The sequence below is a fragment of the Pelotomaculum schinkii genome, assembly GCF_004369205.1.
GTDB classification, from domain to species: Bacteria; Bacillota; Desulfotomaculia; order Desulfotomaculales; family Pelotomaculaceae; genus Pelotomaculum_C; species Pelotomaculum_C schinkii.
In genome coordinates this window covers 958,563-984,778 of sequence record NZ_QFGA01000001.1, presented here as the reverse complement: position 1 = coordinate 984,778, position 26,216 = coordinate 958,563, and the positions used below count along the sequence as shown (strand labels likewise).

The window sequence follows — 26,216 nt, the reverse complement described above, 5'->3', positions numbered from 1 at the left end:
TTAGTTATAATGTTATATGCATCGATAAACAGGATGGATGTTTTCCCAAGCGGGTGTAGCTCAATGGTAGAGCGTCGGCCTTCCAAGCCGATTACGAGGGTTCGATTCCCTTCACCCGCTCCATATATGTCCCAGTAGCTCAGCTGGATAGAGCAACGGACTTCTAATCCGTAGGTCGGGGGTTCGAATCCCTCCTGGGACGCCAGATAAGCATATCTTTCCGCTAAGGGAGAGATATGCTTTTAATAATAATAGCGGAAAAGTAATCTGTCTCCCGCAATATAAAATGTACACATGGATGGGAAAAGAGGTCGGTAGAGCCCATTTTAGCTATCTATATAGCAAATCACTCGATAATAAGCTACCATTAAAAATCTTACTATTCCACCAATCAATTTCATCAATACGCATATGGCTATTATATTTTACATCGCGTCCACTATAATACCATCCAGAGTTTTCTTCAGACACTATACTTAATGTTGTGGTTTCAATAATTATTTTTTTGTTATTATCTTTAACTTCCAACCAACAATGCCATAATTTATTACTTTGACAATAAGTTGATTCAATACCACATTTATTAAAAAAATACCAGACAAATTCAGTCGTTTCTGAACAATCGAAAATTCCATACTCATAATTATTTTGCCAATTAGGATACATAATATCAATTATATTAAGTGCTTTAATAATCTTAGTTTCTGTATCTGGGAATGTGGACATATATGAAACTAAGAAAGAATCTGGTTGATTATAATACTGCGGTTTTTCAATTGCTTCACAAGACATAGAAAAGGCCATAACTAAAAAAACGACTAAAACCATGATAAATTTTTTCATAGTTAATCTCCATTAATTATGGTTTGTTGTCCAACTCTAACTGGAATATCGTTTCACTAATGTTTTCCCCAAATTTGCTCCCTTACTTGATACTACTATAATATTCGTCAAAATCTAAGTAAACTTTAGCTTGTGTGTCGCTAGTGTTGCATAAAAATCGGAGATTAATATAAAAATAGAAAAAGGTTCCAATGAAAATCAATAGAATGGGGGAGGCCGTTTAGTCCATCCGCAGACACCCAACAAAACTTACCCGCCTCAAGAGGCGGGTATGAAAAAGATTTCTGGTCTGCGATCCGGCCAGCAACCGATTGTTTTTTGGTCGTTTTAAAAACAATCAAGCCCCGCAAGCGATTGCGGGGCTTTCGATTTCTTCTTCTTATAATAAGCACATTTTATCTTATGAAATTTGTAAACACCTTTTTTTCTCTTGGTGGTGCTGTGATTTTATCTTTGCCGAACTCAACAAGTTTCATCAACCATGCCATATTTTTTCCAAGCACCCTCATGATTTGTTTTCCTTCTTCGTCCTGTTCAGCTTCTCCTGGTGCTGTGCCATATACTATATTCCAATAATTCGATGTCGGCATCAGCATTTCAGAATAATTAATGAAATTATTGAGCTGGTTGAAGGCGGGCAGTCCCCCCGAGCGCCTGACGGCTACAACACTGGCGCCTATCTTGTGTCTGAGCATCCCGCCATTTACAGAAGCCACGAAAAAGGCACGGTCTAAAAATGATTTCATTGTCCCTGCTATGGCCGAATAATGTACCGGAGAGCCTAATATAATGCCGTCTGCATTTTTCATTTCCTGAATCCATTCATTGACAGGGTCATTGGTTATTGCACATCTTTCATTTTGGTTCTTTATACATTCGTTACAGGCGATACATCCGCTTATTGCTTTGTTGCCCACATTAATGATTACAACTTCAATATTTTCTTTTTCCAGTTCCTGTGCGACCATTTTTATTGCTGCATATGTGTTGCCGTTTTTGTGTGGACTTCCGTTAAACGCAACCACTTTCATGTATATCGCCTCCTGGGAGAATTGATTAAACCTTGAAAAATGTTTATGAAAATTATATTAGCAGTATGCAAATATATAGTCAACTTTATAAATAAACATAAATAGATTTTTTCAATTTCACGGCAAACTTCCAGGAATGCAGGATCATAGGGGAGGATGAAAGTAGATTAAGATTTCATCATCATTACATGACTCCTGCCGGGCAGAGTTTTATCTTCATCAGAAAAAATTGTCTCATAAACGCTTTTATCACAAGGAAAGGTGGTTTATAGTATACCATATAAAAACAAGTGGTGGTGTTATAATGCCAGGTTATCGTTTTAAGCATAGATTGAAGGTCCGTTTCTCTGAAGTTGATTCTGCGCAAATCGTATTTCACGCACATTTCCTTAATTACCTTGATATTGCTGTGAGCGAGTATTTTAGCGAGGGACTGAAACTTGAACGGGTTGAAATGGCCAAAAGTGGTAAATTTGCTTATATCGTCAAAAAGGTCACTTTGGAGTTTGACACCCCGGCTGTCGTTAATGATTGGTTGAATATATGGTGTAAAACTGTTGAAATGGGCAATACCAGTTTTGTGATGAGGTTTCTTATTACGCGAGATGGAGAAGATAAACCGTTGCTAAAGGCGGAAAATGTTTATGTCAGCTATGACTTTACCAATCAAGCGACAAGACCGATCCCTGACTTTCTCCGCCATGCTATAGAAGTGTATGAAGGTTGCGCTCCTTGAAGGATAAGTTTGCACCTTAGAATGTCAAGCCCACAAGTGATTGTGGGCTTTCGGGTAGTATAGGACTAAAATACTTTCTAGACAGAATGAGCTTTTGTGAGTCATTTTTTCTGCGAAAAAATGATTGACCTTGACGTTGCGTAAAGGTGTATAGTTATGTTGTCGGGAGGGTAGCCACATGGAATACACAGTGCAGAAGTTGGCCCGATTGGCAGGGATCAGCGCCAGAACGCTCCGGTATTATGATGAGATTGGTATTCTTAAGCCGGCAAGAATGAACTCGTCGGGATACCGGATCTATGGTCAAGCGGAAGTTAACATGCTGCAACAAATCCTGTTTTACAAAGAACTGGGAATCAGTCTGGAAAGTATTAAAAAAATTGTGACCGCCCCTTCCTTCAATGGAGTTGAAGCACTTAAGGAACATCGCGCCCAACTCCTCGAAAAAAGAAAGCAGTTAGATTTACTAATTGCTAATGTGGAAAAAACAATGGCTTTAACCGAAGGGAGAATGAGCATGACCGATAAAGAAAAGTTCGAAGGTTTTAAGCAAAAGCTGATTGATGATAACGAGATAAAATACGGTAAAGAAATTCGTAATAAATATGGCGCTGATACTGTAAACAAGTCCAATGCAAAGCTGAAGAATATGACACAAGAAGAGTATGAAGAGGCAACTAGACTGGCAAATGAAGTAAACGTCACTTTAGCCGAAGCTTTCAAAACTGGCGACCCTGCCGGCGCTATTGCTCAAAAAGCGGCGGATTTGCATAAGCAATGGTTAACTTATTTCTGGAGCGAGTACAGTAAAGAAGCACATGCGGGTCTTGCTCAAATGTATATGGATGACGAACGGTTTAAGGCGTACTACGACGAAAAGCAACCGGGTACGGCGGAATTTCTGAGAGACGCCATCCATGTATATACTGGTTTTAAGAAATAAGGTTGGGACAAAGGGGTTGTTCCGTCAATGAACAATTTATCAGGAAATTATATTGAGCGCTGATATTTGCGACAGCTAATGAAGTGAGTCAGAGATTCCTCTCTGACTCACTGAGCCAAGCTCATAAAAGTGCGATCTCTACCTCTGATTAAGCTTTTTGCTGACGGTTCATGCTTTTAGCAATGCACATTAACCCTGCAATCATGGCAATTAGGTGGAAAGCAAACGCACCCCATAGTTGGTTGATACTGGAATAAGTGTGAGAGAAGACTCCTCCCATGATCGTGACAATTCAAACAATACCTAACAATAGGAGTAGGTAACCAGCTATTCTCAACAAGTTCAGCCCCTCCTGCAGCCTGAATTTTATTTTCAATGATTAATTTAAAGCCTTAAAGATAAAAACGATTACTAAAATAGCAGTAACACCATGAAATATATAACCGGGCCATAATTTAGAGCTTAAGACCGGGGCTTTACCGCGGATCACGTCCGCCATGATATAAAAAATTCAAGCAGCAGATATTACCCATACTACAGCGGCCGCAATCCACCAAAACATAGCAATATCACACCCTCACTGTTTTTGCTTATTTATTATACATTGTTAATAAAAATCCTTTTGGTAATTCCCTACATGTTCCTTCTTCTTCATCACTGTTAATAATAAACTCCATTACCATGCTCGTGTTTTTAATAGCCGCAGTATTTACGGCTTGCCCAACTTAATGTATGATACACTCAAGATAATGGTATGGGGGCGAATATATTATGGGCAGCGATTTATCGGGCTTCATTAATTTAGCTAAAGAACTTGGCTCTGTTGATGCGAAAATTATTGATCCAGGCACCATCAAAACCGCGGCGTGGGTCAGAATGAAATGCAGCTTCGGTTGTAAATATGGCCCCAGAAGAAGGCACTGTTGTCCTCCCAATACGCCGACACATAAAGAAACCCAAGAAATGATTGACTGCTATAAGCGTGCTCTGCTGGTGCATTGCAAAGCAAATTGGAATGATCCTTCAGAAGTGGTTTTAAAACTGGAAAGAGAGATTTTTTTAGCCGGATATTATAAAGTGATAGGGTTCGGGGCCGGACCCTGCATGATATGTAAAACCTGCAATCCGGAGAAATGCGCACAGCCCAAAAATGCAAGGCCGTCAATGGAAGCGTGTGGTATTGATGTGTTTGAAACAGTGAGAACAAATGGTTGGCCTATCATGGTCTTAAAGGACTTTGAAAGCGACGGAAACTATTATGGTTTGTTATTAATCGACTAGTGATTGATACCAACCTTTACCAATATGGGGTTTAAAACCCGCACCAGTTCCTTGGGGTCGATGATCACAAGAAAGCCCCGTTTCCCGCCGTTAATATGGATTTGGGGAAGGTCAAGGATGGTTTCCTCCAGGTAAACCGGCATTCTCTTTACAGTGCCGAAGGGGGAAGTCCCGCCCACCAGATACCCGGTATGCTTTGTAGCTGTTTCCGGGGTACAAGGGGTAATGGATTTAACTCCAAGGCGCCGGGCCAGGTTCTTGGTCGATACCTGAAGGTCCCCATGCATTAAGACAACCAGAGGTTTCTTGTTTTCATCTTCCATAACAAGGGTTTTAATGACGCTGTGTTCATCCACACCCAGCTCACGTGCGGAAGCCGCTGTTCCACCATGTTCCTCGTAGTCGTACAGGTGGCCTGTGAAGGCTACCTTTTCCTTTTTTAGAAAACGGATAGCTGGAGTAACGGGAGTTTTGTCCTTGGCCATTATGCTGGAAGCGACCTTTCTTAAATTTCTATTTGCTTAACTAAAGATGCGTTGAAAAAAGATGCGTTGAAAAAGCGCTAAAAGAATTTAAGGGACTGTTGTTTTAGTGTCCCGTGACCCGGATTTTTATCAGGACCGGGTAACTGACATGTGGAACGTTGAAGACTGGACAACCAGGTGTCAAAAAAACTCAAATCAATTCCTTAATAAATTGTATTTGAGAATTTCCTTCTGCCAACTCACCACATTTTTCTTTGTACGCCTTAAAATATGGGGTTTGGCCGTGGGCGTGAAATGCTTCCTGGTCGATATATTTTTCGAAAAAGACTATTTCTGCGGGGTTTTCTGTGGAAACGTGGGGTATATACATTAAACACCCCTGCTCGTGTTCCCGGACATTTTTTGCCAGCTTTACACATTCATCGGCCAGCAAAGCTTCTTTACCTGGTTGCGCTTTAAGTTTTGCAATTAATGTAATCATAATTTATTCCTTTCCAAAAAGTTTTCGTTTATTATACCCTTTTGCATGGCTTATACCCTGACCATCTGGTACTTCAGGTTGGCTATGGTTGCTTCAAGCAGGCCCTGGCTTTTTAGCTTGTTTAGGGTGTTTTCAACCCGCCCGTGCCGTTCCGGGTCCTGCAAGTCATTGAGTCTGTTATACAAGCCCCACCTTTTGCCCAGGATGAAGTTTTCTTTTTCTGCCTGCGGAAGGGCCAGAAAATGGTCAATGACCTTAAGCATGGCAGGTTTATCTTCCGGCAGCCTGCCGTTGATTTCTCCCAGCAAGTTCATGGAATGGTCGGAAAGAAGCCTGCTCTTAATGCCGCCCAGGTTCTCGATTAAAATCTTTTCTTCTTTTACAGTTTCCTCATCGGGTTGTTCTTCCCATTCACCCTGCTGCAATTTAGTGTAGAGGGGCGTGTTTTCGACGATGGCCAGGGTGCGCAGGCGGATATAGTCGGGATTGATGGCATTTAGCACTCTAGCCGTTTCAAACGGATGTTCCTGGGCCCATTTTCGCCCGCCCAGACCCAACAAAACATACTCCGAGAGGGAAATTCCCGCTTTTTTGACCCGTTTGCCGGCATCAATGTGCTGTTCGGCAGTAACTCCCTTGTCCATGAATTTCAGCACTTCATCACAGCCCGATTCCAGACCCACATGGAGACGGGAAATCCCGGCCTCCTTCAGTTGGGCCAGTTCATCAACACTCTTCCTGATCAGAGAACTGGAGCGGGCGTAACTGGTGATGCGCTCCACAGAGGGCAGCTTCTTTTTTAAATATTCAAGGATTTCAATAAGGTCGGCAGTTTTCATCAGTATTGAATTTCCGTCCTGTAAAAAAACCGTTTTACCGCCGTGGGCGAGCCAGTCGGCAATGTGGTAGACCTGGTATTCATTTGCCTGGTACAGTTCAGAAGGCATTTCACCAGCGCGGGATACCTGACCAATTAAACGGCACATCTCTGCTATAGTATCAATATCCTTCTTAATATCTTCAACTGTTCGCACCGAAAAAGTTGTGCCCTTGTAGGCGTTGCAGAAAGCGCACCTGTTCCACGGGCAGTTCCTGGTCAGCCTGATTAAAAGACTGTTGGCCTCACTGGGCGGTCTGATTGGTCCCTGTTCAAAGGTTAGCGTCATCATCAAACATCCCTTCTTGATATAGATGTTTTACTGTATACCAGTTCTTCCATCACACTACTATTTATTATACCATCGTTTTTCTGCCAGTTTTATTTTTATTGACAAGTATCATAATAGAAGCTATAAACTAATATAGTGAAAGTCAAAAATATATGCAAATGAGGTTATAATATGAAAAAACAAATTGCAGTAATTGGTCTGGGCCGCTTCGGTATTAGTCTAATAGAAGAACTGACCCTCCTGGGCTACGATGTTTTAGCCATCGATAATGATAGCGAAAAGGTTAATAGCGTGGTTAATACGTGTACCCATGCGGTACAGGCTGACGCGATGGACGAGCAGGCTCTAAAGTCTCTGGGCATCCGAAATTTTGACGTAGTGGTAGTATCTATTGGTGAGGATGTCCAGGCCAATATTTTAGCTGCGATTATTTTACAGGAGTTAGGCGTTAAAAAAGTTGTAGCCAAAGCAAAAAACAACCTGCATGGTAAGGTGTTGGAAAAAATTGGGGCAACCGTGATTTTCCCGGAACGGGACATGGGGAAAAGACTCGCCCGCATGCTGGTTTCTCAAAACATCATGGACCACATAGAACTCTCACCTCATTACAGTATCATGGAGTTCAGGGCCCCGGAAATTTATATCGGGAAAACCCTCGATCAGTTAGGTGTGAGAAAAATGATGGGGATTACCATTTTAGCAATTAAAAGAGGTGAGCAAATTATCGTCGCTCCTCGTGCGGCTCAAGTTATAGATAGGGGGGACGTGCTGGTAGCGGTAGGTAAAAACGCTGATTTAAAGAAACTTTATGATATGGAATAATAATTTTTTGAGGTGCTTGGCAAAAATGAAAATTTCGGCGTTGAAACCATCCCAATTATTGGTGCTGGGTTTTATGGCTGTAATTCTATTGGGTAGCATACTACTGTCTACACCCTGGGCATCAAACGAAGGAATGCCCAGGGATTGGTTGACAGCTTTGTTTACCGCTACCTCAGCAGTATGCGTTACCGGCTTAGTTGTAGTAGACACCGCAACGAACTGGTCGGTTTTTGGGCAGATTGTAATAATGCTTCTGATACAAATAGGCGGCTTGGGAATAATGTCTTTCTCAACTTTATTTGCCTTGTTATTAGGTAAGAAAATATTATTCAGACAAAGGATAATAATGCAACAAGCTTTAGGCAACTTGACTGTGCAAGGAATCGTAAATATTTTTAAATATCTATTAATTTTCTCATTTTCATTTGAAATAATAGGCGCTGTAATATTGGCTTTGCATTGGATACCCATTATGGGTATTACGAAAGCCATATGGTTTGGAATTTTTCATGCTATTTCTGCTTTTAATAACGCAGGTTTCGATTTGTTTGGTAACTTTAAAAGTCTTACTGAATTTACTGTTGACGGTGTAGCCAATATGGTTATCTCAAGCCTATTTATTTTAGGAGGGTTAGGCTTTGTAGTCATATATGAAATATACACGTATAAGAAAACAAGAAAGCTATCGTTGCATTCAAGGGTTGTCCTTATAACTACAGGCGCTTTGATTGTTTTGGGAACAGTATTGATACTTGCGTCGGAGTATAACCATGCTTTGCATGGATTAACACCATCGCATAAATTATTAGCCTCCTATTTTCAGGCTGTAACACCAAGAACTGCCGGGTTTAATACAATAGACCTTACCACGCTGCTATTACCCACACAATTATTGATCATGTTCCTTATGTTTATTGGTGGTTCACCTGGGTCTACGGCAGGCGGTATAAAAACAGCGACTTTTACATTGTTGTGGGTTGCCATTTACAGCATATTGCGGGGCAAGAGAGATACTGAAATATTTAAGCGTAGAATTGAATCCCATGAGGTTTCCAGGGCGCTGGCAATTACATTACTATCAATATTTGTAGTCTTTCTCATGACCTTTTTAATTTCTTTAACAAATCAATCCGACCTTGTTAGAATATTATTTGAGGTCGTTTCCGCTTTAGGCACTGTGGGTTTATCCCTTGGTTTAACGACTGAATTAAACGAATTTGGCCGGATAATAATTATTATTACCATGTTCCTGGGACGTTTAGGACCTATCACCATAGGTTACGCGTTGGTTTTCCGTCAACAGCAAGCTCAAGTACGTTATCCGGAAGGTAAAATAATGATAGGTTAAAAATTGTCGGGGTAAGCAGGTTGAAAAAATCCTGTGATGTATGAAATGACCATGGTTGTTAATAATAACCATGGTCATTTCGTTTTTTAGAGGGGAAAAAGATGCGGAAATTGATTAGGCCGGTTAGGGCTAAGCTGCTGGCTGCAAAAAAAAATACAGGCGGCGCTGGTGAAGCCCCGGTAGAAAAACCTAAAGACAACACGGATCCGGATAAAGCTTCTTCTTTTCTTGATGCAGACCTGGCAAGCAACCTGGCGAGGATAAAGGGGATTTTTCAAAACTGCAGCGATATCGTTTACCGGGAATTCCTCTTTGCCCAGCGGGAAGATATCCGGCTGGTCCTGATTTACACCGATGGACTGGCCGACAAACACCAGGTCAGCGAGCAGATCATGCGCGCCCTGTCCCTGGAGGCGCCCATGGCAGCGCCGGACGCCGACATCACGAAAGCCAGCGCCTACCATTTGATCAAGGAGCGGGGCCTTTGCGTCCACCAGGTTAAAGAAACGGACAGGCTGGAAGACGTGATTGAGGCCGTCCTGTCCGGTGATACCGTGCTCCTGGTGGAAGGACACCCGTTTGCTATTATTAACGGGATGCGGGGTGGGGAAGCCCGTCCAGTTTCTGAGTCGGAAAACGAGATGGTTGTGCGGGGACCCCGGGAATCCTTTGTGGAAACTTTACGGACCAATACGGCGCTGCTCCGCCGCAAAATCAAAAATTCCGACCTTAAGCTCGAAATGATGCAGCTGGGCCGGCTAACGAAGACCGATGTGGCTGTGGTCTACGTAAAAGGGATCGCTAACGATAAACTGGTGGAAGAGGTGAAGAGCCGGCTGCAGGGGATTGAGCTTGACTCCGTCCTGGAAAGCGGGTATGTCGAGGAGTTGATCGAGGACAACACCTGGAGCCCCTTTCCTCAAATCAACCATACCGAGAAACCGGACAGGTTGGCGGCGCGGCTCCTGGAGGGCCGGGTGGGTATTATGGTGGACGGGACACCTATAGTTCTTACCGTTCCTACAGTGTTTGTTGAATTTTTGCATGCAGCGGAGGATTACTACGAGCGGTTCCAAATCGCGACGGCTGTAAGAATAGTCCGTTTTCTGTCGATGTTCCTGTCCCTGGTAATGCCATCCTTTTATATTGCCATTATCACCTTTCACCAGGAGATGCTGCCCACCGCGCTCCTGTTGAGCCTGGCCGCCCAGCGGGAGGCGGTTCCTTTTCCGGCTTTCGTGGAAACACTGCTGATGGAGCTCACCTTTGAAATATTAAGGGAAGCCGGGATCAGGCTGCCCCGGCAGGTGGGCCAGGCGGTCAGTATTGTAGGCGCCTTGATTGTCGGGGAGGCCGCCGTGCAGGCCGGTCTGGTGGCTCCGGCCACAGTGATTGTGGTAGCCTTTACCGGAATCTCTTCCTTTGTATATTTTTATTCGGCAAGTTTTGCCATCCGGTTGCTGCGTTTCCCGATGATAGTCCTGTCGGCCACCCTGGGGCTGTATGGGCTGATTTCCGTCTTGATCATCATTGTGGTGCACCTGTGCGCCCTGCGTTCCTTCGGGACACCTTACCTGTCGCCAATAGCCCCGATGAGTCTTGGGGATATGAAAGACCTGGTCGTCCGGGCGCCCTGGTGGGCCATGTTCACCCGACCCAGGTTAATCGGGTGGAAAAACTTAAAGAGGCAGGAACCGGGCCAAGAACCCGTCCCGCCGGAAACCCGGACCGGGAAGAAAGGCGGTGAGGGAAATACTGGAAGAGGGTAAAATCAGCAGTAGACAGGCCGTATTTTTGATGATCACTATGATCTTTGCCACGGTTATTCTCTCTGTTCCGGCCATCACCGTCAAACACGCCCGGCAGGACGCCTGGATTTCAATTGGTCTGGCCATCGTGGCCGGGCTTTTCATCGCGCGTCTGGTGACAAGCCTGGGTTTGCGTTTCCCGGACCGGACCATATTTGAATATCCCGCTGAAATCCTGGGCAGGTGGCCGGGTAAGCTGGTGGGCTTTTTATATATCATGTGGTTCCTGGATATTAACGCGGGGGTAATCAGGGAATACGGCGAATTTCTAGTAACTGCTTTTAGGATGGCAACCCCTCTTATTGTTTTTAACCTTGTGGCTGTGGCTATTGCCGCCTATACAGTCAGAAACGGCCTGGAAGTCTTTACCCGGGCCAATGAAATCTTTTTTCCCTTAATCATGGGGTTAATAATTATTACCTCTATTTTAGTAAGTAGGGAAACCGATATACAAAGACTGCTTCCTGTTGCAGATGTTGACGCGATGAGTATTTTTAAGGGAGCGATGGTCCCTTTAGCCTGGTTCGGCCAGATTGTTGCAATCGCTTTGGTAATCCCCTATCTCAGCAAGCCGCGGGAGTCCCACCAGGCGGCGGTGACGGCCGTTTTGGTCAGTGGCGTTATTTTTATGTTGGTTGTGTCTAATGCCATAGCCATTTTTGGACCGGACCTCATCGACGCAATGGTATTTCCAGGTCTAAACAAGTACCGGATGGTAAATGTCGCCAATTTCCTCGGGCGGTTGGAGGCATTGGCAATGACAGCCTGGGTTACCGCTGGTTTTGTGAAGATCTCCATATTTTACTGGGCAGCTGCGCTGGGCATATCCCAGGTGCTGGAGCTAAAAGACTATCGCCCGCTGGTGCTTCCTGTAGGGGGGGTACTGATGGCCATGTCCATCCTGGATCACCCCAGCGCGATTCACTTGCAGCACTTTGTGGCTCAGGTATTTCCTTTTTTTGCCCTCACTTTCGAAGCAGCCATACCGCTGTTGCTGCTGCTTGCAGCCCTGGCCAGGGGGAAGGGGGAGAAGCTTGGATGACCAGAAAGGCCGTTTCCCTGTTATTGATCCTGCTGACCCTGGTGTGCTTAAGCGGCTGCTGGAGCCGCCGGGAGATGTCCGAACTGGCCATTGTCATGGGAGCCGGGGTGGACCGCACGCCGGACAACAGGATCCGGCTCACCCTGCAGTTGGCCAGGCCTGGCGCCTTTGGCGGCGGAGCCGAAACTGGCGCCGGGACCGCAGAAAGGCAGAACATTACCTGGGTGTTATCCGAGACGGGCGACACCATCTTCGAAGCCGAACGGAATCTGGCCCTGAAAATATCCCGCCGCATTTACTGGGCGCATGACATCATCCTGGTGTTGGGGGAAGAAGCGGCTAAAGCGGGGGTGCGCGATTATATCGATTTCTTTATGCGCGATCCCCTGCCACGGGAAACCACCTGGGTGCTGGTAACCAGGGGGGAGGCCAAGAAACTCCTGGAGAGCCACTCGGAGCTGGAAAAAACCTCGGCCCAGTCAATTGGTTTTCTTGCCAGGAACAAAGCCGGCTTTTCTGTGATGTTAAAGGACTTTGCCATGGCGCTGGCTTCCCGGGGAACCAACCCCGCCTTACCAGGGGTGGAACTGCAAAAATTGGGAGAACCCCAGGGGTCAGGTATGGAAGATAAGAAGCAGCACGAAGAGGTGGTTATTACCGGCACGGGGGTTTTCAAAGATGAATACCTGGTGGGGTGGCTGGACACTTCTGAAACCAGGGGCCTTTTGTGGCTGCGGGGTGAAATAAATAAGGGCATTATTACTGTTCCCTCACCCGGCCAGCCGGACAAACTGATCTCGATCAATGTTGCCCGCGCTAAGACCAGGGTGGAGCCGGAGTATGACGGGGAAAACATCAGTTTTAATGTTACCATGACCTTTGAAGGGGAGCTTTTAGAGCAGCAGTCCAGCGAGGAGCTAACAACACCGGACAAGGTTGAAGAAATCGAGACGGCGGCGGCCGGGGATGTATTTAGAAAATGTTCGGCTACCCTGGAAAAAGCCCAGGGGGAATACGGGGTGGATATCTTCAAATTCGGGGAAGCCTTCCACCGCAAGTACAAAAAGGACTGGAAAGAATTAAAGTACCAATGGAACGATGCTTTTGCCAAGGCACAGGTCAACATCTCTGTGGAGGCTCACCTGCGGCGTACCGGCCTGCTGAGTAAGCCAGCTTCTGTAAAGAAATAGCCGGCCTTAATCATTGCGTTGGAAGTGCCGGGGGTGGTTAAAAAGAAGGAGTGGCGGTAACCGGCGGTTTTTTCTTTCTTCCTGCTTTTGGACTGCGCCCTGGCCTTTCCCCAGGTATTGGGTTTAGAGGTGTTGGGAACTGGAAAGATTTTAAAGGACCGCTGGGCTTAAACGGAGGGACTAGATATGCTCGGTTATGTCGTATTATTGGTTTTGGCGTTTCTGATCATGATTGCGCTGGAAGTGCCGGGTCTGGTCAAAAAGAAGGCGTGGCGGGAACTGGCGGCTTTTTCTTTCTTCCTGCTTTTGGGCTTCGCTCTGGCGCTGTCCCAGGTGCTGGGTTTAGAGGCGCCCAACCCGACCGATGCAATTGAAGCGTTATATAAGCCCCTTTCGGAGTGGCTGAAATAATGAAAATAGGAGAAATGTCATGCTTGAATCCGGCAAAATCAACAGCCGGCAGGCTATTTGGCTGATGATTACCCTTGTCGTTGCAACAGCAGGTGTTTATGCTCCGGTCGTTGCGGTCAATGCGGCCAGGCAGGACGCCTGGCTTTCCGTAATCTTCGCCACACTGGCGGCGCTGCTCATAGCCTGGATGATCGTGAGGCTAATTTTGCGTTTTCCGGGGAAAACCATTTTTGAAATTCCGGAACTGGTATTAGGTAAAGTGCCTGGCAAAATAATCGCGTTCCTTTTTGTTTTGTGGCTTATTCACATTGAGATCCTTGTATTTTCGGAATTCGGAAACTTTATGCTTTCTTCAGTATTGCCCGGTACACCCATGGTTGTTAACGATGTAGTGGCGGCGGTCATGATAGCCTACATCACCCGCAACGGACTGGAAGTAATAAGCCGGTTCAACGGGCTGTTCCTGCCGTTTTTCTTGTTCTCAATGACGTTCTTGGCTTTGCTTGCCTTTAAGGACATGGAGTCAACGAGACTGCTCCCGGTTTTTGATGACGGGGTGGCTACTATCATGAAGGGCTCCGCTGCCCAAATTGCTTGGTTGGGTGAAGTTATCGTCCTGGCCGTGATCATCCCCTATCTGAACAAACCGGGTAGGGCGTTGCGGGTGGCATTCCTGGCTACGCTGGTGAGCGGTTTTATAATGACTTTAAATGTGGTGTATCCTTTGGCTATTTTCGGACCCGACCTGACCGCTTCATTTTTTTACCCTATATATAGCGCGGTCAGACTTATCTCCATCGCCAATTTCCTGGAGCGGTTGGAAGCAATTCCAGTCGTTATTTGGATAGCCGGAGGTATTATTAAAGTGTGTATTTTGCGCTACGCTGCAGTTCTGGGCGCCGCTCAGTGCCTGGGGCTTGAAGATTACCGCCCGCTGGTGCTGCCGGTAGGGGCGGTTGTGGTGGCAGGATCTCTGCACATGTACCAGGATGTTACCGTAACTGCTGCATTTGTATCGGATGTCTGGCCTTTTTACGCCCTGACCTTTGAGGCGGGGATCCCTCTTTTGCTGCTGGTGCTAGCGATGGCCCGGGGATTGGGGAGCAAGAACAAGGGAACTGATTTATAATGTATTTACACATTAGCGCTGGAAAAAAAGGAAGGGTGGCTCAACCACCCTTCCAAATATCTTACCTGCTTCCCGTTACGGGTGTGCACTGTGGTGGGAATAAGGTCGGCGGGCAGACAAACGGGGGTTCGGGTGAAACCTGTTCGCACATTGCCGGAGTGCAGAAACCAAAGCTCGGGACGAGTAATTTGACTATGGCCAGGGATTGGACGATGATACAGAGGTCGAAGTTGCAGCAGATTTGTTCGCCGAGAATCAGGCAGACACATGCGGAGCTAACGATTTCACAGTTGGTAAAGGTCCCTTCCGGCGCACAGAGAACTATCGTTTTCGTAAAGGTGAACATCAGATCCTCAAACCTGCAATCGACCTCTCCGTTAGGACAGAGTACCTCAAGAGTGTAGGTAACCACAATGGCGAAAGTCACGTTGGCCCGCCCCGTAGCATCCGGCGTGGTCCGGCTTACCTCGGTACAGGTGGCGGAGGTGATAATGCAGTTGACCGTTGCCCCTTCCGACGGCATACAGGTACCTAATGGTGTGCAGATGTTTTCACGCCGGTCAGCCTCAAAACAAAAATCATAGACCTTGGGCACTTCGATACAGACGGTTTCAAAAGTTGGTAAACCTTCAGCAACAATATTTTCACTCACAAAAAAGCCTCCCAATATTTTCTTTTTTTTAGTGTATGTGGATAGTGTTGCGTTTGTTACATATTGGAAATTATTATTTTGGTTCAGGTTACTTTTTAGTTTCTTCATATTTCATGAACAAGCAGGCCATTATTTGAATCGTCCTGCATCCTGTCAATGTTTGTCTCAACCAACCGGTATATAGAGCTTCCATCCTTAATTGACAGCAGTTCATCAACCAAACCGCATTCCATCATCTTAAGCCAGAAAGGGAGCGCTCCCTCATAAATTTCAGAAACCGTGATTTTATTGAATTTCGAACGCAGGAACTGCAAGGCTTTTTTCCCAAGACCTGTTCTCTTTGGATTTTTGCCGATGGACAATACTCTGACCTCAAAGCTGTCCCGCTCTTCAAAACCAATTATTTTAACACCCTGTCCCAGTTCATAAGCAGTGGCAAGTCTTGCTCCGTATAAAAAATTATATTCAAATATTTTATAGAGCGGCTGCATCTTACCACCCTCTTTTCAATAATATCAATCGGAACCCAACTGCTCTTACTAAATATAATATTAAAAATTACCAGAATTCGAAATTGGGTTGATAAATAAATTTATAAATATTCTGATATTTATCTGTCTTTAAATAATGCTACCTGGCAGTGTAGCCAGGAAATTTTTACAAAGTTTTCGTAATAATTTTGTGATACTTTCGATATATTTTCGTAATCTTAATTTCGTAGAATATAGCAAGCGGCTTAGAAGCTTTCAAGAGCAGCCATGCAAATTTATCGACTGGTCTAAACAAAATTTCTACGAAGGGTGGTGTGTAAGTTGCTGAGAAGACAATGGATGCTTAGAGAGGTTGCCCACTGCAAAGGAGGGTGCCGAACTGAGTCCCGGGCAAGACTTTAAACTGCCTATAAAATAACAACACAACCGGCGACGTCTGTAGCCGGTTGTGTTGTTATTTTAGGCCATAAATCCTTAATTTATTGTATGAGTTCCCGGGTAATGGAGAGGATAATGTAACAAATGCTAAAAAGGAGGTCTTTAATTTGGCAAACCTGCCAAACCTTGCTGAAACACTTGCGTCTTTTCACTCTGATTTGAACCGGATTCAGACCGTGGCCGGGACCCTTTCGCAGATTGAACGCCAGCATTACACTGATTTAACCAAGTATGAGGACGAGAAACTTTCCAGCATTGCCGTGGCGGAGCAGAGCAGCGCCAGGCAACTGGGTGAAATCAAGCAGATTTGTATTTCCATGGCCCAGAAAATAGATGAAATTCAGCATTCAATAGGTAAGAAATAGGGGGTGCGAACCTTGGGCATACTAGCCAGGCTTTTTAGAGGAGTCATCAACGAGGTAGCTGACGACGCTGTCCGGACTCTGGCCAGAGACCAATATATCGAGAACATTTTCGAAATGGCGCCGGCGGCAAAGAAGGTCAACCCCATCTATCTTGCGGAAATAATGATGAGGGCAAAGCAGGGTATACCTGTGTCCCGCCCGCTTGGCAGCCATATCCGGTTTTCCGCCTGGGACAAGCTTATGTTCAATCCTGTCCATTTGTTCAGGTTCCCGACGCCTGAAAACGTCGGCATCAATACCTCCGTTCAGATCGGCCCGAAGGCCAGGAAACCGCTCAGACTTACAATTCCCATTATGTTTGCCGGCATGTCGTTCGGCGGAGCGTTGAGTAAAAGCGCCAAAATAGCCCTGGCTCGCGCCGCAACTCTGGCCGGCACTGCCACCAATACCGGTGAAGCCGGCCTTCTCGAAGAAGAAAGAGAAGCCGCTCAGTTATTGATCGGGCAGTACAACCGTGGGGGATGGCTCAACACTCCGGAAAAGTACAAAAGGCTTGACGCCATCGAAATCCAGCTCGGGCAGGGAGCCCAGGGCTCAACTAACCAGCGGACGGCAGCTAAAAATATTGGGGAGGATTACCGGGAGGTTTTCGAACTAACGGGAGGCCAGGACGCGGTCATCCATTCCCGTTTGGAGGGTGTTCATACCAAAGAGGACTTTATCAATCTGGTCAGGGAACTGAAAAATGAGGCCGGTGTTCCCGTGGGATTGAAAATAGCGGCGACACATTACCTGGAAAAGGAAATAGAGATTGCCTTGGAGGCCGAATGTGACTTCATCACGGTGGACGGAGCAGAGGGAGGAACGCACGGGGGCGCCCCGATTCTTGAGGATGACGTAGGACTGCCCACCATGTTCGCTGTCAGCCGCGCGGCCCAGTTCCTGACTAAAAAGGGCGCCAACCGGGAGGTGAGCCTGATCGCCACGGGCGGCCTGGTCACTCCCGGCTACATGCTTAAGGCAATGGCCCTGGGCGCCGACGCTGTTTACATCGGGACCGCCGCGGTAATGGCGATGCTGTCTGACCAGTCTACCAAAGCGCTGCCCTTTGAGCCGCCCACAGACATGGTGGTGTACACGGGTAAAAGGACAGGCCTCCTCGATATCGACAAAGCCGTACAGAACGTTTTTTATTTCCTGAATGCCTGCGTACGTGAAATGGAAATGGTGGCCGTTACCACAGGCAAGGTTTCTTTGAGCGACATTGACCGTAACGACCTTGTTGCTCTCGACCCGTTCCTGTCGAAAGCACTGAACATTGACCTGGGTTACGTTTCGCCGGAAAACCAGGAGATGTTTTTCAACGGCTTTGAACGTATAGGCATAATGAACAAAGAGTCAGTACCAGTTGTTACCCACTAGTAAGGAAAAAGTAAGCATGGTTAGGTTAAAACCATGTGCAAAATGCCATCCTGAGAACTATTTTGCCACGACACAAAATTACATCAAGCAATCATGTCCTGTGGTCAGTATGCCTATACAGTGGATTTATCGATTCCCGGGCAAGGCTTAAAACACCCGCCTATGTACTATATCTGGGACGCTCTTAAAGGGCGTTTTTCTTTTATTGCTAATCTTATTTATCGGTTAGATAACTCAGAGTTGTCCGCTGGTGTTAAATTAAGTTACTAATTTATTAATTTGGATATTTTAACATTAAATAGTAGCAGCGTAAATCCATATTGAATATTATTTAATATGAACTAGGGCTGGTAAGTAAATCAAAGCTTTGGTAATACTTGGTTCTACGTATCAATGCTTTATAGTTTACCTGCCATCTTAAATTAAAAAAATGGAGGAATAAAAATGGCAGTCAAAAATGACCAAATCGATGCGTTGGCGTGTCCGAAACCGGTGCAAGTGTGTGCGACAGTTGCATCCGAAACCGTACCTTTGTGTGAAAGCGACCCGGTAACTCCAACTGTAGTAAACACAACCAATTTTGTAATAGGGAAAATACCGGTTGTTCTTGCGAATTTGGATGTACAGATCGATCTCTTTTCCACAATTACCCTGCCTACACCTGCACTTGAGATCAAGCGAATTAAAAAACGTTTAAAAATCACCCAATGCAGGCTTATCCAGAACACCAATAAGTTATTCCTGGAAGGATTTATCCGCAAGAATATCGAGTATGCCACAACTGAACAATGTGTAAGCATGAATAGCGTGTGCGGAGTAATTCGCCATTGCGTTCTTGATGCCCCCTTCAGATGTGTAACAGAAATTGAAGCATTTATTAGTCCACCACTTGATGCCATGCCCAGTTTTAACACTGAGTTTGAGTATCTCGCAACTACCCCTCTTCCAACTACAGATTTTCCAGAAAAGGATAGTTTGCTGGCCGGCGACCTGTCTGAGTTCAACCAGGAAAGCACTGAATTCTTTAATGAGCTTCCATTCTGTGAATTAATCAGTAGCACCATTACTGAGTTCGATGAGTTCATCAACCGGATACCTGTCACTGGTGGTCCTTTTGAAGAAAGAACCTTTACTGAATTTGACGAGAAAAGCGTTATCAGACTAGTATTCAAAGTACTGCAAAACCAGCAGGTTTGCATACCCCCCAGTACAGTTTGCACCGATTGTTAAGAAAGAAAGGATCCTTCGTAATTCAATATTTGTAGTGATGTCGTAAAAAGCCAAACGCAAACCTCAAGAGTCCTTGATACTGCCGGCAGGTAGCATCAAGGACTCTGTTTTAATACTATCTTCTTACATGCTTTACTTTCGCTTTTGCTATTATAGAGTTTACTTTGACAGATGCTGTTGGGTGCGTCTTAATTGGTGATCTGGTTTCCGGTTTTGTTACCTGCATGGTTTCCAGCAAATTACTCTTGTTGTTCGTTCGGCTCTCTAAAAGATGAAGATCTAGATTTAGATTGGAAATATTATCAAGATCTTTTTGTCCATTGAGTACTATTATCCTTTCTGCTTGTAGGTTCTTATCTCGCATTATTTTTCTCCTCCTTGAAATATAGAATTTTGACGGGCTAGAAATAAGGAGGAATGGAATTTCTATAGTTTTTTCCATTTTCTTGCTCGCCTGTACCATATTATGATAACGCGACCATTATTGACATTATAATACAAAGACATTTTTCATAGGTGCAGAATTTGTTATTTAATGTAATTTATGTTATTTGAACTATTAAAACATAATTAGGAAAGAAAATTAGATATGTTTTTTAACAAACCCACCATTCCTGCGTAACGACTTTAATGCCTTCTGAATATTTTAAAGACAGAGCTAACTAACAAATGTATTTCTGTTAACAGTTACCAATTTATTAAGGAGGTATTTCAATGGCTTGGGTGTCGGGCGCTATCGAATTTGAGAATCCATCGGAAAATCAGGAGTATTTTGAGGGCAACATTGTGTTGACAAAGGTAGACGCGCTGGTATTACAGGGCTTTGTAACGGAAAGCGAAGGAAAGAAACCTGTTCCGGGAGCGCTGGTAATGGTATATGCCCGTGTAAACGATGGCAAAGAAGAGCCGCTTTGCCAAACTTTCAGCAGCAGAGACGGCCATTACTTGCTGCATATTGATAAGACGAAAATATCTGGAGATTCCACTGCAATAATTATCAGGGCCAGCGCCAACGAACATTCATCCAGCATTTAAATGCCGGGTCCGGATTCGATTCGACCTGAGCGGAGCTTCCTGTGAAATGGCGGCTCCGCCGGTTGAGTTTGAAGGATTTTTATAATTTTCCAGTAAAGGTGGGGTTGCAGCAAATCAATTTTGGGGGAGCGGATATGTATGGAGAATAGTTTGATAAGGCCGGACCCCGGAGAGTTTTTTGAGGGTCAGAAAGTGGATGGTTTATTGAATTTCTATGGTGTAGTGAAGGATACCGACACTGCTGCTGTGGAAGGTGCGGTAGTGATCGTATTCTCCTGCTATATCGGGGGGACTGAAAGATTGCTGGGATCCACTTTCACCGATAGGGAAGGTATGTATTTTATCAGTATACCAAAGATACCGGATTATCATGGGCTGATTGGGTTTAAAGTGAGGGCCGGCAAGGCATATATACTGCCTTATGGAGTTGATAATCCGGTTAATTTCAAGGAACGTCCAGATGAAGAATGTGCGCCGGAAGAAGAAATTCTTGATGATAAAACAGTCGGTGTGTTGGCGGAACGTCACGCTGATGATCCCGTAACAGAAGGTGAGACAGATGAAAGCAAGAACGTGGAATCAGGCATTGAAAAGGCTGCAGATGAATATACAAAAACACGGGAAGAAAAGGGTTTAACTGTATCGATAAGCCGGGTTGATGAAAATTCACTTCCAGTGGTAGTGGCGCCAACTGTTCAGACAGATGCAGCCACAAATGTCAGCACGAACGCTGTTACTTTGAATGGGCGCATAAATAATACCAATTGGGAGCATTGCGACCAAAGAAAGTTTCGAATTAGGGAACAGGGCAACGAAAGCTGGACCGATGCCGGAATCGAGACTGGTTCATTCGGCCCTGAGTCATTCAGCTTCACCATCACCGGGCTTATTCCGGACGCCACCTATGAATTCAAAGCAATGGCGCACAACTTGGCAGGTTGGGGCGAAGGGAGTGTAACAACTTTTACAGCAGCCTTCCCGGAGGCGCCGGTGCAAGTGACCGCTGCAGAGGCGGAAAGCAGCCGGAGGAACCTGAGACGGGATAGAAAACCCCAAAAAACACCTTACGATATGTACCGATCCAACTTTTGGCACTGGCTGGACAATAAAAGGTACGACAGAAGTAAAAATCCGCAGAGACAATAAAAGTATTCATAGCAGGGCTATGTACCGTTCGAATAAAAGTCTTACGCCCTTGTTCCCACTAGAAGGTGAGACCAAGGGTTTTGTTTGCTTTTTGAGTTCCGGGAAAGGAACTGCTTGTATTCATCAAAATAATTTGATATAATATAGTCATGATCAATCCGGAAATAATTGCCAGAGCGTTGGGCGACCCCATCCGTTATAACATCATGAAGATCTTGGCCCGTAGTGAGTCTGGCTGCTGTGCCCTGCCCGGCAGTGAAGGGTCCCGGCCGGGTTTGTGCAACTGTGAGCTGATGGCCGAGCTGGGCATGATCCAGTCCAGGGTTTCCTACCACATGAAAGAATTGACCGAAGCCGGGTTGGTTACAGAGGAGCCGCGAGGCAGGTGGAAATTTTACTCCATTAATAGTAAGACATTGCAGCAGTTTGTCCAACAGCTTTATCAGGATCTCATGCTGGAGTAATTTTTTTAGCCGTGAGAATCAAAATAATTTGATATATAGGAGGATCTTTTAATGAGTAAGGATATCAGGGAAACTGTACGGCAAAAGTACGCCGAAGCCATTACTCGAAAAACCGGTTGTTGTAGCCCCGGAGGAAGCTCGTGCTGCTGCGGCACGCCTGGTAATGCGACTGATATGATCACCGGGGGGCTGTACCGGCCGGAGGAGGTCGAGGGGCTGCCGGCAGAGGCGGTGGCGGCAACATTTGGTTGTGGTAATCCAACGGCTCTGGCCCAGCTGCATGAGGGTGAGGTTGTGCTTGACCTGGGCAGCGGGGCAGGACTGGACGTCCTGCTGTCGGCACGCCGGGTTGGGCCGTCGGGCAAGGCCTACGGACTGGACATGACCGATGAAATGCTGGCTGAAGCACGAAATAACCAGGCCAAAGCGGGGCTGGAGAACGTGGAATTTCTAAAAGGGCACCTTGAAGACATCCCTCTGCCGGACAACAGTATTGACGTCATTATTTCCAACTGTGTCATCAACCTCTCGGCCGACAAAGACCTGGTCCTGCGTGAAGCTTTCCGGGTTTTAAAGCCGGGCGGCCGCTTTGCTGTGTCGGATATAGTGTTAACCAGACCACTGCCCGACAAGGTGCGGGAGGACCTGCTGGCTTGGGCGGGCTGCCTGGGTGGCGCGCTGCTGGATGAGGAATACCGGGCCAAGCTGGCTGCCGCGGGTTTCACAGGGGTTGAAGTGGAAGTAACCAGAGTTTACGATTTGACCGATATGATCGTAGGTCAGCTCTTTCCAAGTGTGTCGGAAGACAAGCGCGTTGAAGCAAACGGTTCGGTCGTCAGCGCCTTTATCAGGGCGAGTAAACCGGTCTGCTGATTTTTGTGTTTGAGAAATCATAACTGGTTTCTTTAGCAAAAAGGACAGGCAAAACCTGTCCTTTTATTATGCAGTTAAAACTGAACCGTGCCGGATACTTAGAAATAGCTGCGATTACACGGCATAATCTTTTATTTATTGACAGGATTAGAACTGCTTAAGATAGAACATAACTATTTTATTAACCCTCCAAAATAAAAATGTACTGCTTTCAGGCTCAGGCGCCCCTGGCCATGAAGCTGAAAGCTGCTGCTAAGGAGAGGTGTTTTGCTATGACGCCGCAGGAGCTGAATTATAGAATGCCACCCGAGTGGGGCGCACATGCTCGCACCTTTATGGGTTGGCCCGCCAGCGAGGAACAATGGCCTGACGGCTATCAAGACGCCTGCAGGGCGTACGCCGAAGTGGCCAGGGCAATAGCAGGTTTTGAGCCCGTAACAATGATTGCCAGGCCTGAGCTGGTTGAGGAAGCCGCCCTTTTATGCGGGCCTGCTGTGGACATCCTGCCTATGGAGCATGATGATGCCTGGCTACGTGACAACGGGCCGACTTTTGTTGTGAACCAGAAGGGCCAAGTGGCAGGAGTTAACTGGAAGTTTAACGCCTGGGGCGAAAAGTTCAGCCCTTGGGAAGGGGACAACCTGGTTGCCCCAAGGCTTTTGAGCCATCTTAAGCTGCCTTGTTTTGACGCGCCCATCGTACTGGAAGGCGGCTCCATCCATGTTGACGGAGAAGGCACCTTAATAACAACCGAGCAGTGCCTTCTTAACAAAAACCGAAACCCCCGTCTGGGCAGGAAAGAAATTGAAAATGTCCTGAAGCAGTATCTCGGAATCAAAAAAATTATCTGGTTGAAACAGGGGCTTGAGGGGGATGAAACAGACGGGCACGTGGATAACGTGGCCTGCTTTGTCAAGCCGGGCCTGGTATTGGTTCAGAATTGCCCGGACCCGGCAGATCCCAATTACGATATTATGGAGGAGAATATTGCGATCCTGCAAGAATCAACCGACGCCAGGGGCAGGAAGCTGGAAATAATGGAATTTCAGCAACCTAATCCAGTATATATGGACGGTACCCGTTTGCCTTTGAGCTATGTCAACTTCTACTTTGTAAATGGCGGTATCATTTTGCCCTGTTTCGGGGAATGTTGTTGCGCAACCGATGAATTTGCCGCCGCATTGTTGAGGGATATCTTTCCGGACAGGAAAGTGGCGCCCATATACGGGATGCCCATTATCAAGGGCGGCGGCAACGTGCACTGCATTACCCAGCAGATGCCCGCGAGAATGCTGGAAGAAACCCGGAGGTATTCATATGCGTAAGGTTGTTGTTGCTGCCACGCAGATGAGTTGTACGAGTGACGGCAAGGAGAATATCGCCAAGGCGGAAAGGCTGGTCAGGGATGCCGCCTCACAGGGGGCGCAGGTCATCCTTCTCCAGGAACTTTTCGAAGCCCCTTATTTCTGCCAGGTGGAGGATCCGGCATATTTCAAACTGGCCAGGGAAGTAGAGAATCAGGAGACGATCCGGCATTTTCAGGAGGTGGCCAAGGAACTGGAAGTGGTGCTACCGGTCAGCTTCTTCGAAAAAAAGAACAATGCCATGTTCAATTCTGTGGCGGTGCTTGATGCTGATGGAGAGGTGCTGGGGGTATACCGAAAAAGCCATATCCCGGACGGTCCGGGGTACGAAGAGAAATTTTATTTCAATCCTGGTGACACGGGGTTTAAGGTATGGAATACCCGCTATGCAAAAATTGGAGTGGGTGTCTGCTGGGACCAGTGGTTTCCCGAGGCTGCCCGCTGCATGGTCCTGCAGGGAGCCGAGATGCTTTTGTACCCCACTGCGATCGGCTCGGAGCCACAGGACGACCATATTGATTCCAAAGAACATTGGCAGATTTGCATGCGGGGACATGCCGCAGCCAACCTGGTACCGGTGATCGCTTCCAACCGGGTGGGTGTGGAGGTTATCTGCGGCTCTAAAATTAACTTTTACGGCTCCTCCTTTATTGCCAATCAGCAGGGGGAGGTAGTAAAAGAAGCGGACCACAGTTCTGAAACTGTTCTAGTAGTGGAATTTGACCTCGAGCAAGTTGAAATGCAGCGGGCCGTCTGGGGTGTTTTCAGGGATCGCCGGCCGGATCTGTACGGGCCGTTGCTTACCATCGACGGCGCCAATAGATAGTCACCTGGAGGCAAACTCATTAAATTGAGCTTGCCTCTTTGCTTTTTTTGATAGCTACTGCCCTCTCATTTCACCCATAGGGGAAGAAATGAGCGGAGCTATAATAAACGGCAAGGAGGAAAATACGGAAATGTGAAGAAAAAGCAACAAAGAATATAGCATTATACTGAATGCATAAGGAGGGGAAAGCTGTTATGAAACGAGTCTTGGGGATTGTAGCTTCACCAAGGAATTTAGGGAATTCGGAGATACTGGCGAAGGCGGCAATGGAGGCAACCGGAGCAGACAATCAGCTGGAATTGATCAGATTGACAGACCTGGACATAAGACCGTGTAAAGCTTGTTACGCTTGTTTGCCCAAGGATAAACCTTGCCGTATTGAAGATGATCTCAGTTTCCTGCTGGAAAAAATCTGGCTGGCTGATGCCATAGTCCTGGCCGCGCCGGCTTATTCTCTGGGACCAAATAGCAGGATTAAAGCTTTCCAGGACAGGTTTTTATCGGTGGAAAATAAACATGAGCAATACGGCGGTAAAGCCTGTATAACGATTACTACTTACGGAGTGTCTGGTTGGAGTGGTTACACTGAGGCGGCTTTAAACCTTACGGCAAAACTTTTCAACTGGCGACTTGTTGATAGTGAGAGCTTTTTGGGAGCAAATCCTGCTTCAGTTTTAGAGGATCCGGCTAACCTGAAAAGGGCGCAGCAGATGGGCAAGGCTCTTTTTGCTCCGGGATATCAACGCACCCCCAGGGCAAACGAGTGCCCGGTCTGTTGGAGCGATATACTAAGATATGATGGAAAAAACGTGATTTGCCCCTTCTGCGGGACAAAAGGTGAAATAGGTATGGAGGGTGACGAGGTTAAACTTAAATTTTTCCCTGAAGAGGATTATCGTTGGAGTAAAGCAGGCATACAGCAGCACCTTGATTTTCTAAACGATAAGAAACAGGAGTTTCTTGCCAAGAGGAGTCTTTACAAAGAACTGCAGAATCCCTACCGAAAAATAGGCAATTGGCTAACCCCGGAACAAAAATGATCCATATAGCCGGCTGTGATATCAAAGAGGCAAGCTTGATGAATTTGAGCTTGCCTCTTTTCTAATTTATGGTTTCATTCCAGGTTGCCGTAAGCCGCAGGGCGTAGGGCGCATTTTTTAGACTGCCGTTGCCTGCTGCCATGACTCGCAT

At 46.2% G+C, this 26,216-nt stretch carries 28 protein-coding genes and 2 tRNA genes; 22 read left to right on the top strand and 8 right to left on the bottom strand.

Annotated features, from left to right (window positions below):
- Nucleotides 1-49 precede the first annotated feature (49 nt).
- Together Psch_RS04750 and Psch_RS04745 are read left to right on the top strand one after the other, a co-directional pair.
- Nucleotides 50-123: transfer RNA gene (locus Psch_RS04750), tRNA-Gly, on the top strand.
- Between the two features lie 5 nt (nucleotides 124-128).
- Nucleotides 129-205, top strand: a tRNA-Arg gene (locus tag Psch_RS04745).
- A 125-nt stretch (nucleotides 206-330) separates the two neighbouring features.
- On the opposite strand, the gene Psch_RS04740 is transcribed toward Psch_RS04745, so the two are convergent.
- Together Psch_RS04740 and Psch_RS04735 are read right to left on the bottom strand one after the other, a co-directional pair.
- Nucleotides 331-843 carry a hypothetical protein gene (locus Psch_RS04740; protein ID WP_190239308.1) on the bottom strand — a complete coding sequence of 171 codons (513 nt, stop codon included), beginning with the start codon at nucleotides 841-843 and terminating at the stop codon, nucleotides 331-333.
- Nucleotides 844-1,238: 395 nt separating this feature from the next.
- Entirely contained in the window at nucleotides 1,239-1,874 is a 636-nt protein-coding gene (locus Psch_RS04735) for a flavodoxin family protein (protein ID WP_190239307.1), read from the bottom strand.
- Between the two features lie 304 nt (nucleotides 1,875-2,178).
- On the opposite strand from Psch_RS04735, the gene Psch_RS04730 reads away from it, so the two are divergent.
- The 3 genes from Psch_RS04730 to Psch_RS04720 all read left to right on the top strand — a co-directional run bounded on the left by Psch_RS04730 (nucleotide 2,179) and on the right by Psch_RS04720 (nucleotide 4,834).
- Entirely contained in the window at nucleotides 2,179-2,610 is a 432-nt protein-coding gene (locus Psch_RS04730; protein ID WP_190239306.1) for an acyl-CoA thioesterase, read from the top strand.
- A 178-nt stretch (nucleotides 2,611-2,788) separates the two neighbouring features.
- Nucleotides 2,789-3,553 carry a MerR family transcriptional regulator gene (locus tag Psch_RS04725; RefSeq protein WP_190239305.1) on the top strand — a complete coding sequence of 255 codons (765 nt, stop codon included), beginning with the start codon at nucleotides 2,789-2,791 and terminating at the stop codon, nucleotides 3,551-3,553.
- A 771-nt stretch (nucleotides 3,554-4,324) separates the two neighbouring features.
- The gene (locus Psch_RS04720) at nucleotides 4,325-4,834 is read left to right on the top strand and encodes a DUF2284 domain-containing protein (RefSeq protein ID WP_190239304.1); all 510 of its coding nucleotides are present in this window, start codon (nucleotides 4,325-4,327) and stop codon (nucleotides 4,832-4,834) included.
- Here Psch_RS04720 and ybaK read toward each other — a convergent pair.
- The 3 genes from ybaK to Psch_RS04705 all read right to left on the bottom strand — a co-directional run bounded on the left by ybaK (nucleotide 4,831) and on the right by Psch_RS04705 (nucleotide 6,969).
- Complete coding sequence (gene ybaK / locus Psch_RS04715) at nucleotides 4,831-5,319, bottom strand: Cys-tRNA(Pro) deacylase (protein ID WP_190239303.1); 489 nt, start codon at nucleotides 5,317-5,319, stop codon at nucleotides 4,831-4,833. The genes Psch_RS04720 and ybaK overlap by 4 nt on opposite strands.
- Nucleotides 5,320-5,509: 190 nt before the next feature.
- Nucleotides 5,510-5,800 carry a putative quinol monooxygenase gene (locus Psch_RS04710; RefSeq protein WP_190239302.1) on the bottom strand — a complete coding sequence of 97 codons (291 nt, stop codon included), beginning with the start codon at nucleotides 5,798-5,800 and terminating at the stop codon, nucleotides 5,510-5,512.
- 50 nt (nucleotides 5,801-5,850) lie between these two features.
- A complete protein-coding gene (locus Psch_RS04705) occupies nucleotides 5,851-6,969 on the bottom strand; it encodes a radical SAM protein (protein ID WP_190239301.1) in 1,119 nt (372 codons plus the stop codon).
- A gap of 171 nt (nucleotides 6,970-7,140) precedes the next feature.
- On the opposite strand from Psch_RS04705, the gene Psch_RS04700 reads away from it, so the two are divergent.
- The 7 genes from Psch_RS04700 to Psch_RS04670 all read left to right on the top strand — a co-directional run bounded on the left by Psch_RS04700 (nucleotide 7,141) and on the right by Psch_RS04670 (nucleotide 14,719).
- Nucleotides 7,141-7,791, top strand: a complete 651-nt coding sequence (locus tag Psch_RS04700) for a potassium channel family protein (RefSeq protein WP_190239300.1) — start codon at nucleotides 7,141-7,143, stop codon at nucleotides 7,789-7,791.
- A gap of 25 nt (nucleotides 7,792-7,816) precedes the next feature.
- Entirely contained in the window at nucleotides 7,817-9,139 is a 1,323-nt protein-coding gene (locus tag Psch_RS04695) for a TrkH family potassium uptake protein (RefSeq protein ID WP_206663723.1), read from the top strand.
- Nucleotides 9,140-9,240: 101 nt separating this feature from the next.
- A complete protein-coding gene (locus Psch_RS04690; RefSeq protein ID WP_190239298.1) occupies nucleotides 9,241-10,908 on the top strand; it encodes a spore germination protein in 1,668 nt (555 codons plus the stop codon).
- Nucleotides 10,883-11,989 (top strand): GerAB/ArcD/ProY family transporter, encoded by a 1,107-nt coding sequence (locus tag Psch_RS04685; protein ID WP_243123947.1) that lies wholly within the window; start codon nucleotides 10,883-10,885, stop codon nucleotides 11,987-11,989. The genes Psch_RS04690 and Psch_RS04685 overlap by 26 nt, the downstream gene beginning before the upstream one ends.
- Nucleotides 11,986-13,179 (top strand): Ger(x)C family spore germination protein, encoded by a 1,194-nt coding sequence (locus Psch_RS04680; protein WP_190239297.1) that lies wholly within the window; start codon nucleotides 11,986-11,988, stop codon nucleotides 13,177-13,179. The genes Psch_RS04685 and Psch_RS04680 overlap by 4 nt, the downstream gene beginning before the upstream one ends.
- 186 nt (nucleotides 13,180-13,365) lie before the next feature.
- On the top strand, nucleotides 13,366-13,590 hold the full coding sequence (locus tag Psch_RS04675) for a hypothetical protein (protein ID WP_190239296.1): 225 nt from the start codon (nucleotides 13,366-13,368) through the stop codon (nucleotides 13,588-13,590).
- 19 nt (nucleotides 13,591-13,609) lie between these two features.
- On the top strand, nucleotides 13,610-14,719 hold the full coding sequence (locus tag Psch_RS04670; protein WP_190239295.1) for a GerAB/ArcD/ProY family transporter: 1,110 nt from the start codon (nucleotides 13,610-13,612) through the stop codon (nucleotides 14,717-14,719).
- A gap of 61 nt (nucleotides 14,720-14,780) precedes the next feature.
- Here the strand turns inward: Psch_RS04670 and Psch_RS04665 are convergent, their stop codons facing one another.
- The gene (locus Psch_RS04665; RefSeq protein WP_190239294.1) at nucleotides 14,781-15,371 is read right to left on the bottom strand and encodes a hypothetical protein; all 591 of its coding nucleotides are present in this window, start codon (nucleotides 15,369-15,371) and stop codon (nucleotides 14,781-14,783) included.
- Nucleotides 15,372-15,475: 104 nt separating this feature from the next.
- Nucleotides 15,476-15,862: a hypothetical protein gene (locus Psch_RS04660; RefSeq protein ID WP_190239293.1), complete on the bottom strand. Its 387-nt coding sequence runs from the start codon at nucleotides 15,860-15,862 to the stop codon at nucleotides 15,476-15,478.
- A gap of 545 nt (nucleotides 15,863-16,407) precedes the next feature.
- Between Psch_RS04660 and Psch_RS04655 the strand changes: the two genes are divergently transcribed.
- From Psch_RS04655 to Psch_RS04645, 3 genes are all read left to right on the top strand, one after another.
- Nucleotides 16,408-16,665 (top strand): hypothetical protein, encoded by a 258-nt coding sequence (locus Psch_RS04655; protein WP_206663722.1) that lies wholly within the window; start codon nucleotides 16,408-16,410, stop codon nucleotides 16,663-16,665.
- 12 nt (nucleotides 16,666-16,677) lie between these two features.
- Nucleotides 16,678-18,087: an FMN-binding glutamate synthase family protein gene (locus tag Psch_RS04650; protein ID WP_243123946.1), complete on the top strand. Its 1,410-nt coding sequence runs from the start codon at nucleotides 16,678-16,680 to the stop codon at nucleotides 18,085-18,087.
- A 444-nt stretch (nucleotides 18,088-18,531) separates the two neighbouring features.
- Nucleotides 18,532-19,317 (top strand): CsxC family protein, encoded by a 786-nt coding sequence (locus Psch_RS04645; protein WP_190239292.1) that lies wholly within the window; start codon nucleotides 18,532-18,534, stop codon nucleotides 19,315-19,317.
- A gap of 115 nt (nucleotides 19,318-19,432) precedes the next feature.
- Here Psch_RS04645 and Psch_RS04640 read toward each other — a convergent pair whose 3' ends face one another.
- A complete protein-coding gene (locus Psch_RS04640; protein WP_190239291.1) occupies nucleotides 19,433-19,681 on the bottom strand; it encodes a hypothetical protein in 249 nt (82 codons plus the stop codon).
- Nucleotides 19,682-20,031: 350 nt separating this feature from the next.
- On the opposite strand from Psch_RS04640, the gene Psch_RS04635 reads away from it, so the two are divergent.
- From Psch_RS04635 to Psch_RS04605, 7 genes are all read left to right on the top strand, one after another.
- The gene (locus Psch_RS04635; RefSeq protein WP_190239290.1) at nucleotides 20,032-20,352 is read left to right on the top strand and encodes a hypothetical protein; all 321 of its coding nucleotides are present in this window, start codon (nucleotides 20,032-20,034) and stop codon (nucleotides 20,350-20,352) included.
- Between the two features lie 138 nt (nucleotides 20,353-20,490).
- On the top strand, nucleotides 20,491-21,498 hold the full coding sequence (locus tag Psch_RS04630; protein ID WP_190239289.1) for a fibronectin type III domain-containing protein: 1,008 nt from the start codon (nucleotides 20,491-20,493) through the stop codon (nucleotides 21,496-21,498).
- Between the two features lie 149 nt (nucleotides 21,499-21,647).
- Complete coding sequence (locus Psch_RS04625) at nucleotides 21,648-21,962, top strand: ArsR/SmtB family transcription factor (protein ID WP_190239288.1); 315 nt, start codon at nucleotides 21,648-21,650, stop codon at nucleotides 21,960-21,962.
- Nucleotides 21,963-22,013: 51 nt separating this feature from the next.
- Nucleotides 22,014-22,835 (top strand): arsenite methyltransferase, encoded by an 822-nt coding sequence (locus Psch_RS04620; RefSeq protein ID WP_190239287.1) that lies wholly within the window; start codon nucleotides 22,014-22,016, stop codon nucleotides 22,833-22,835.
- Between the two features lie 272 nt (nucleotides 22,836-23,107).
- Complete coding sequence (aguA, locus tag Psch_RS04615; protein WP_190240225.1) at nucleotides 23,108-24,160, top strand: agmatine deiminase; 1,053 nt, start codon at nucleotides 23,108-23,110, stop codon at nucleotides 24,158-24,160.
- Nucleotides 24,153-25,025 (top strand): N-carbamoylputrescine amidase, encoded by an 873-nt coding sequence (gene aguB / locus Psch_RS04610; RefSeq protein WP_190239286.1) that lies wholly within the window; start codon nucleotides 24,153-24,155, stop codon nucleotides 25,023-25,025. The genes aguA and aguB overlap by 8 nt, the downstream gene beginning before the upstream one ends.
- 194 nt (nucleotides 25,026-25,219) lie before the next feature.
- A complete protein-coding gene (locus tag Psch_RS04605) occupies nucleotides 25,220-26,065 on the top strand; it encodes an NAD(P)H-dependent oxidoreductase (protein WP_190239285.1) in 846 nt (281 codons plus the stop codon).
- Nucleotides 26,066-26,216: the final 151 nt, after the last annotated feature.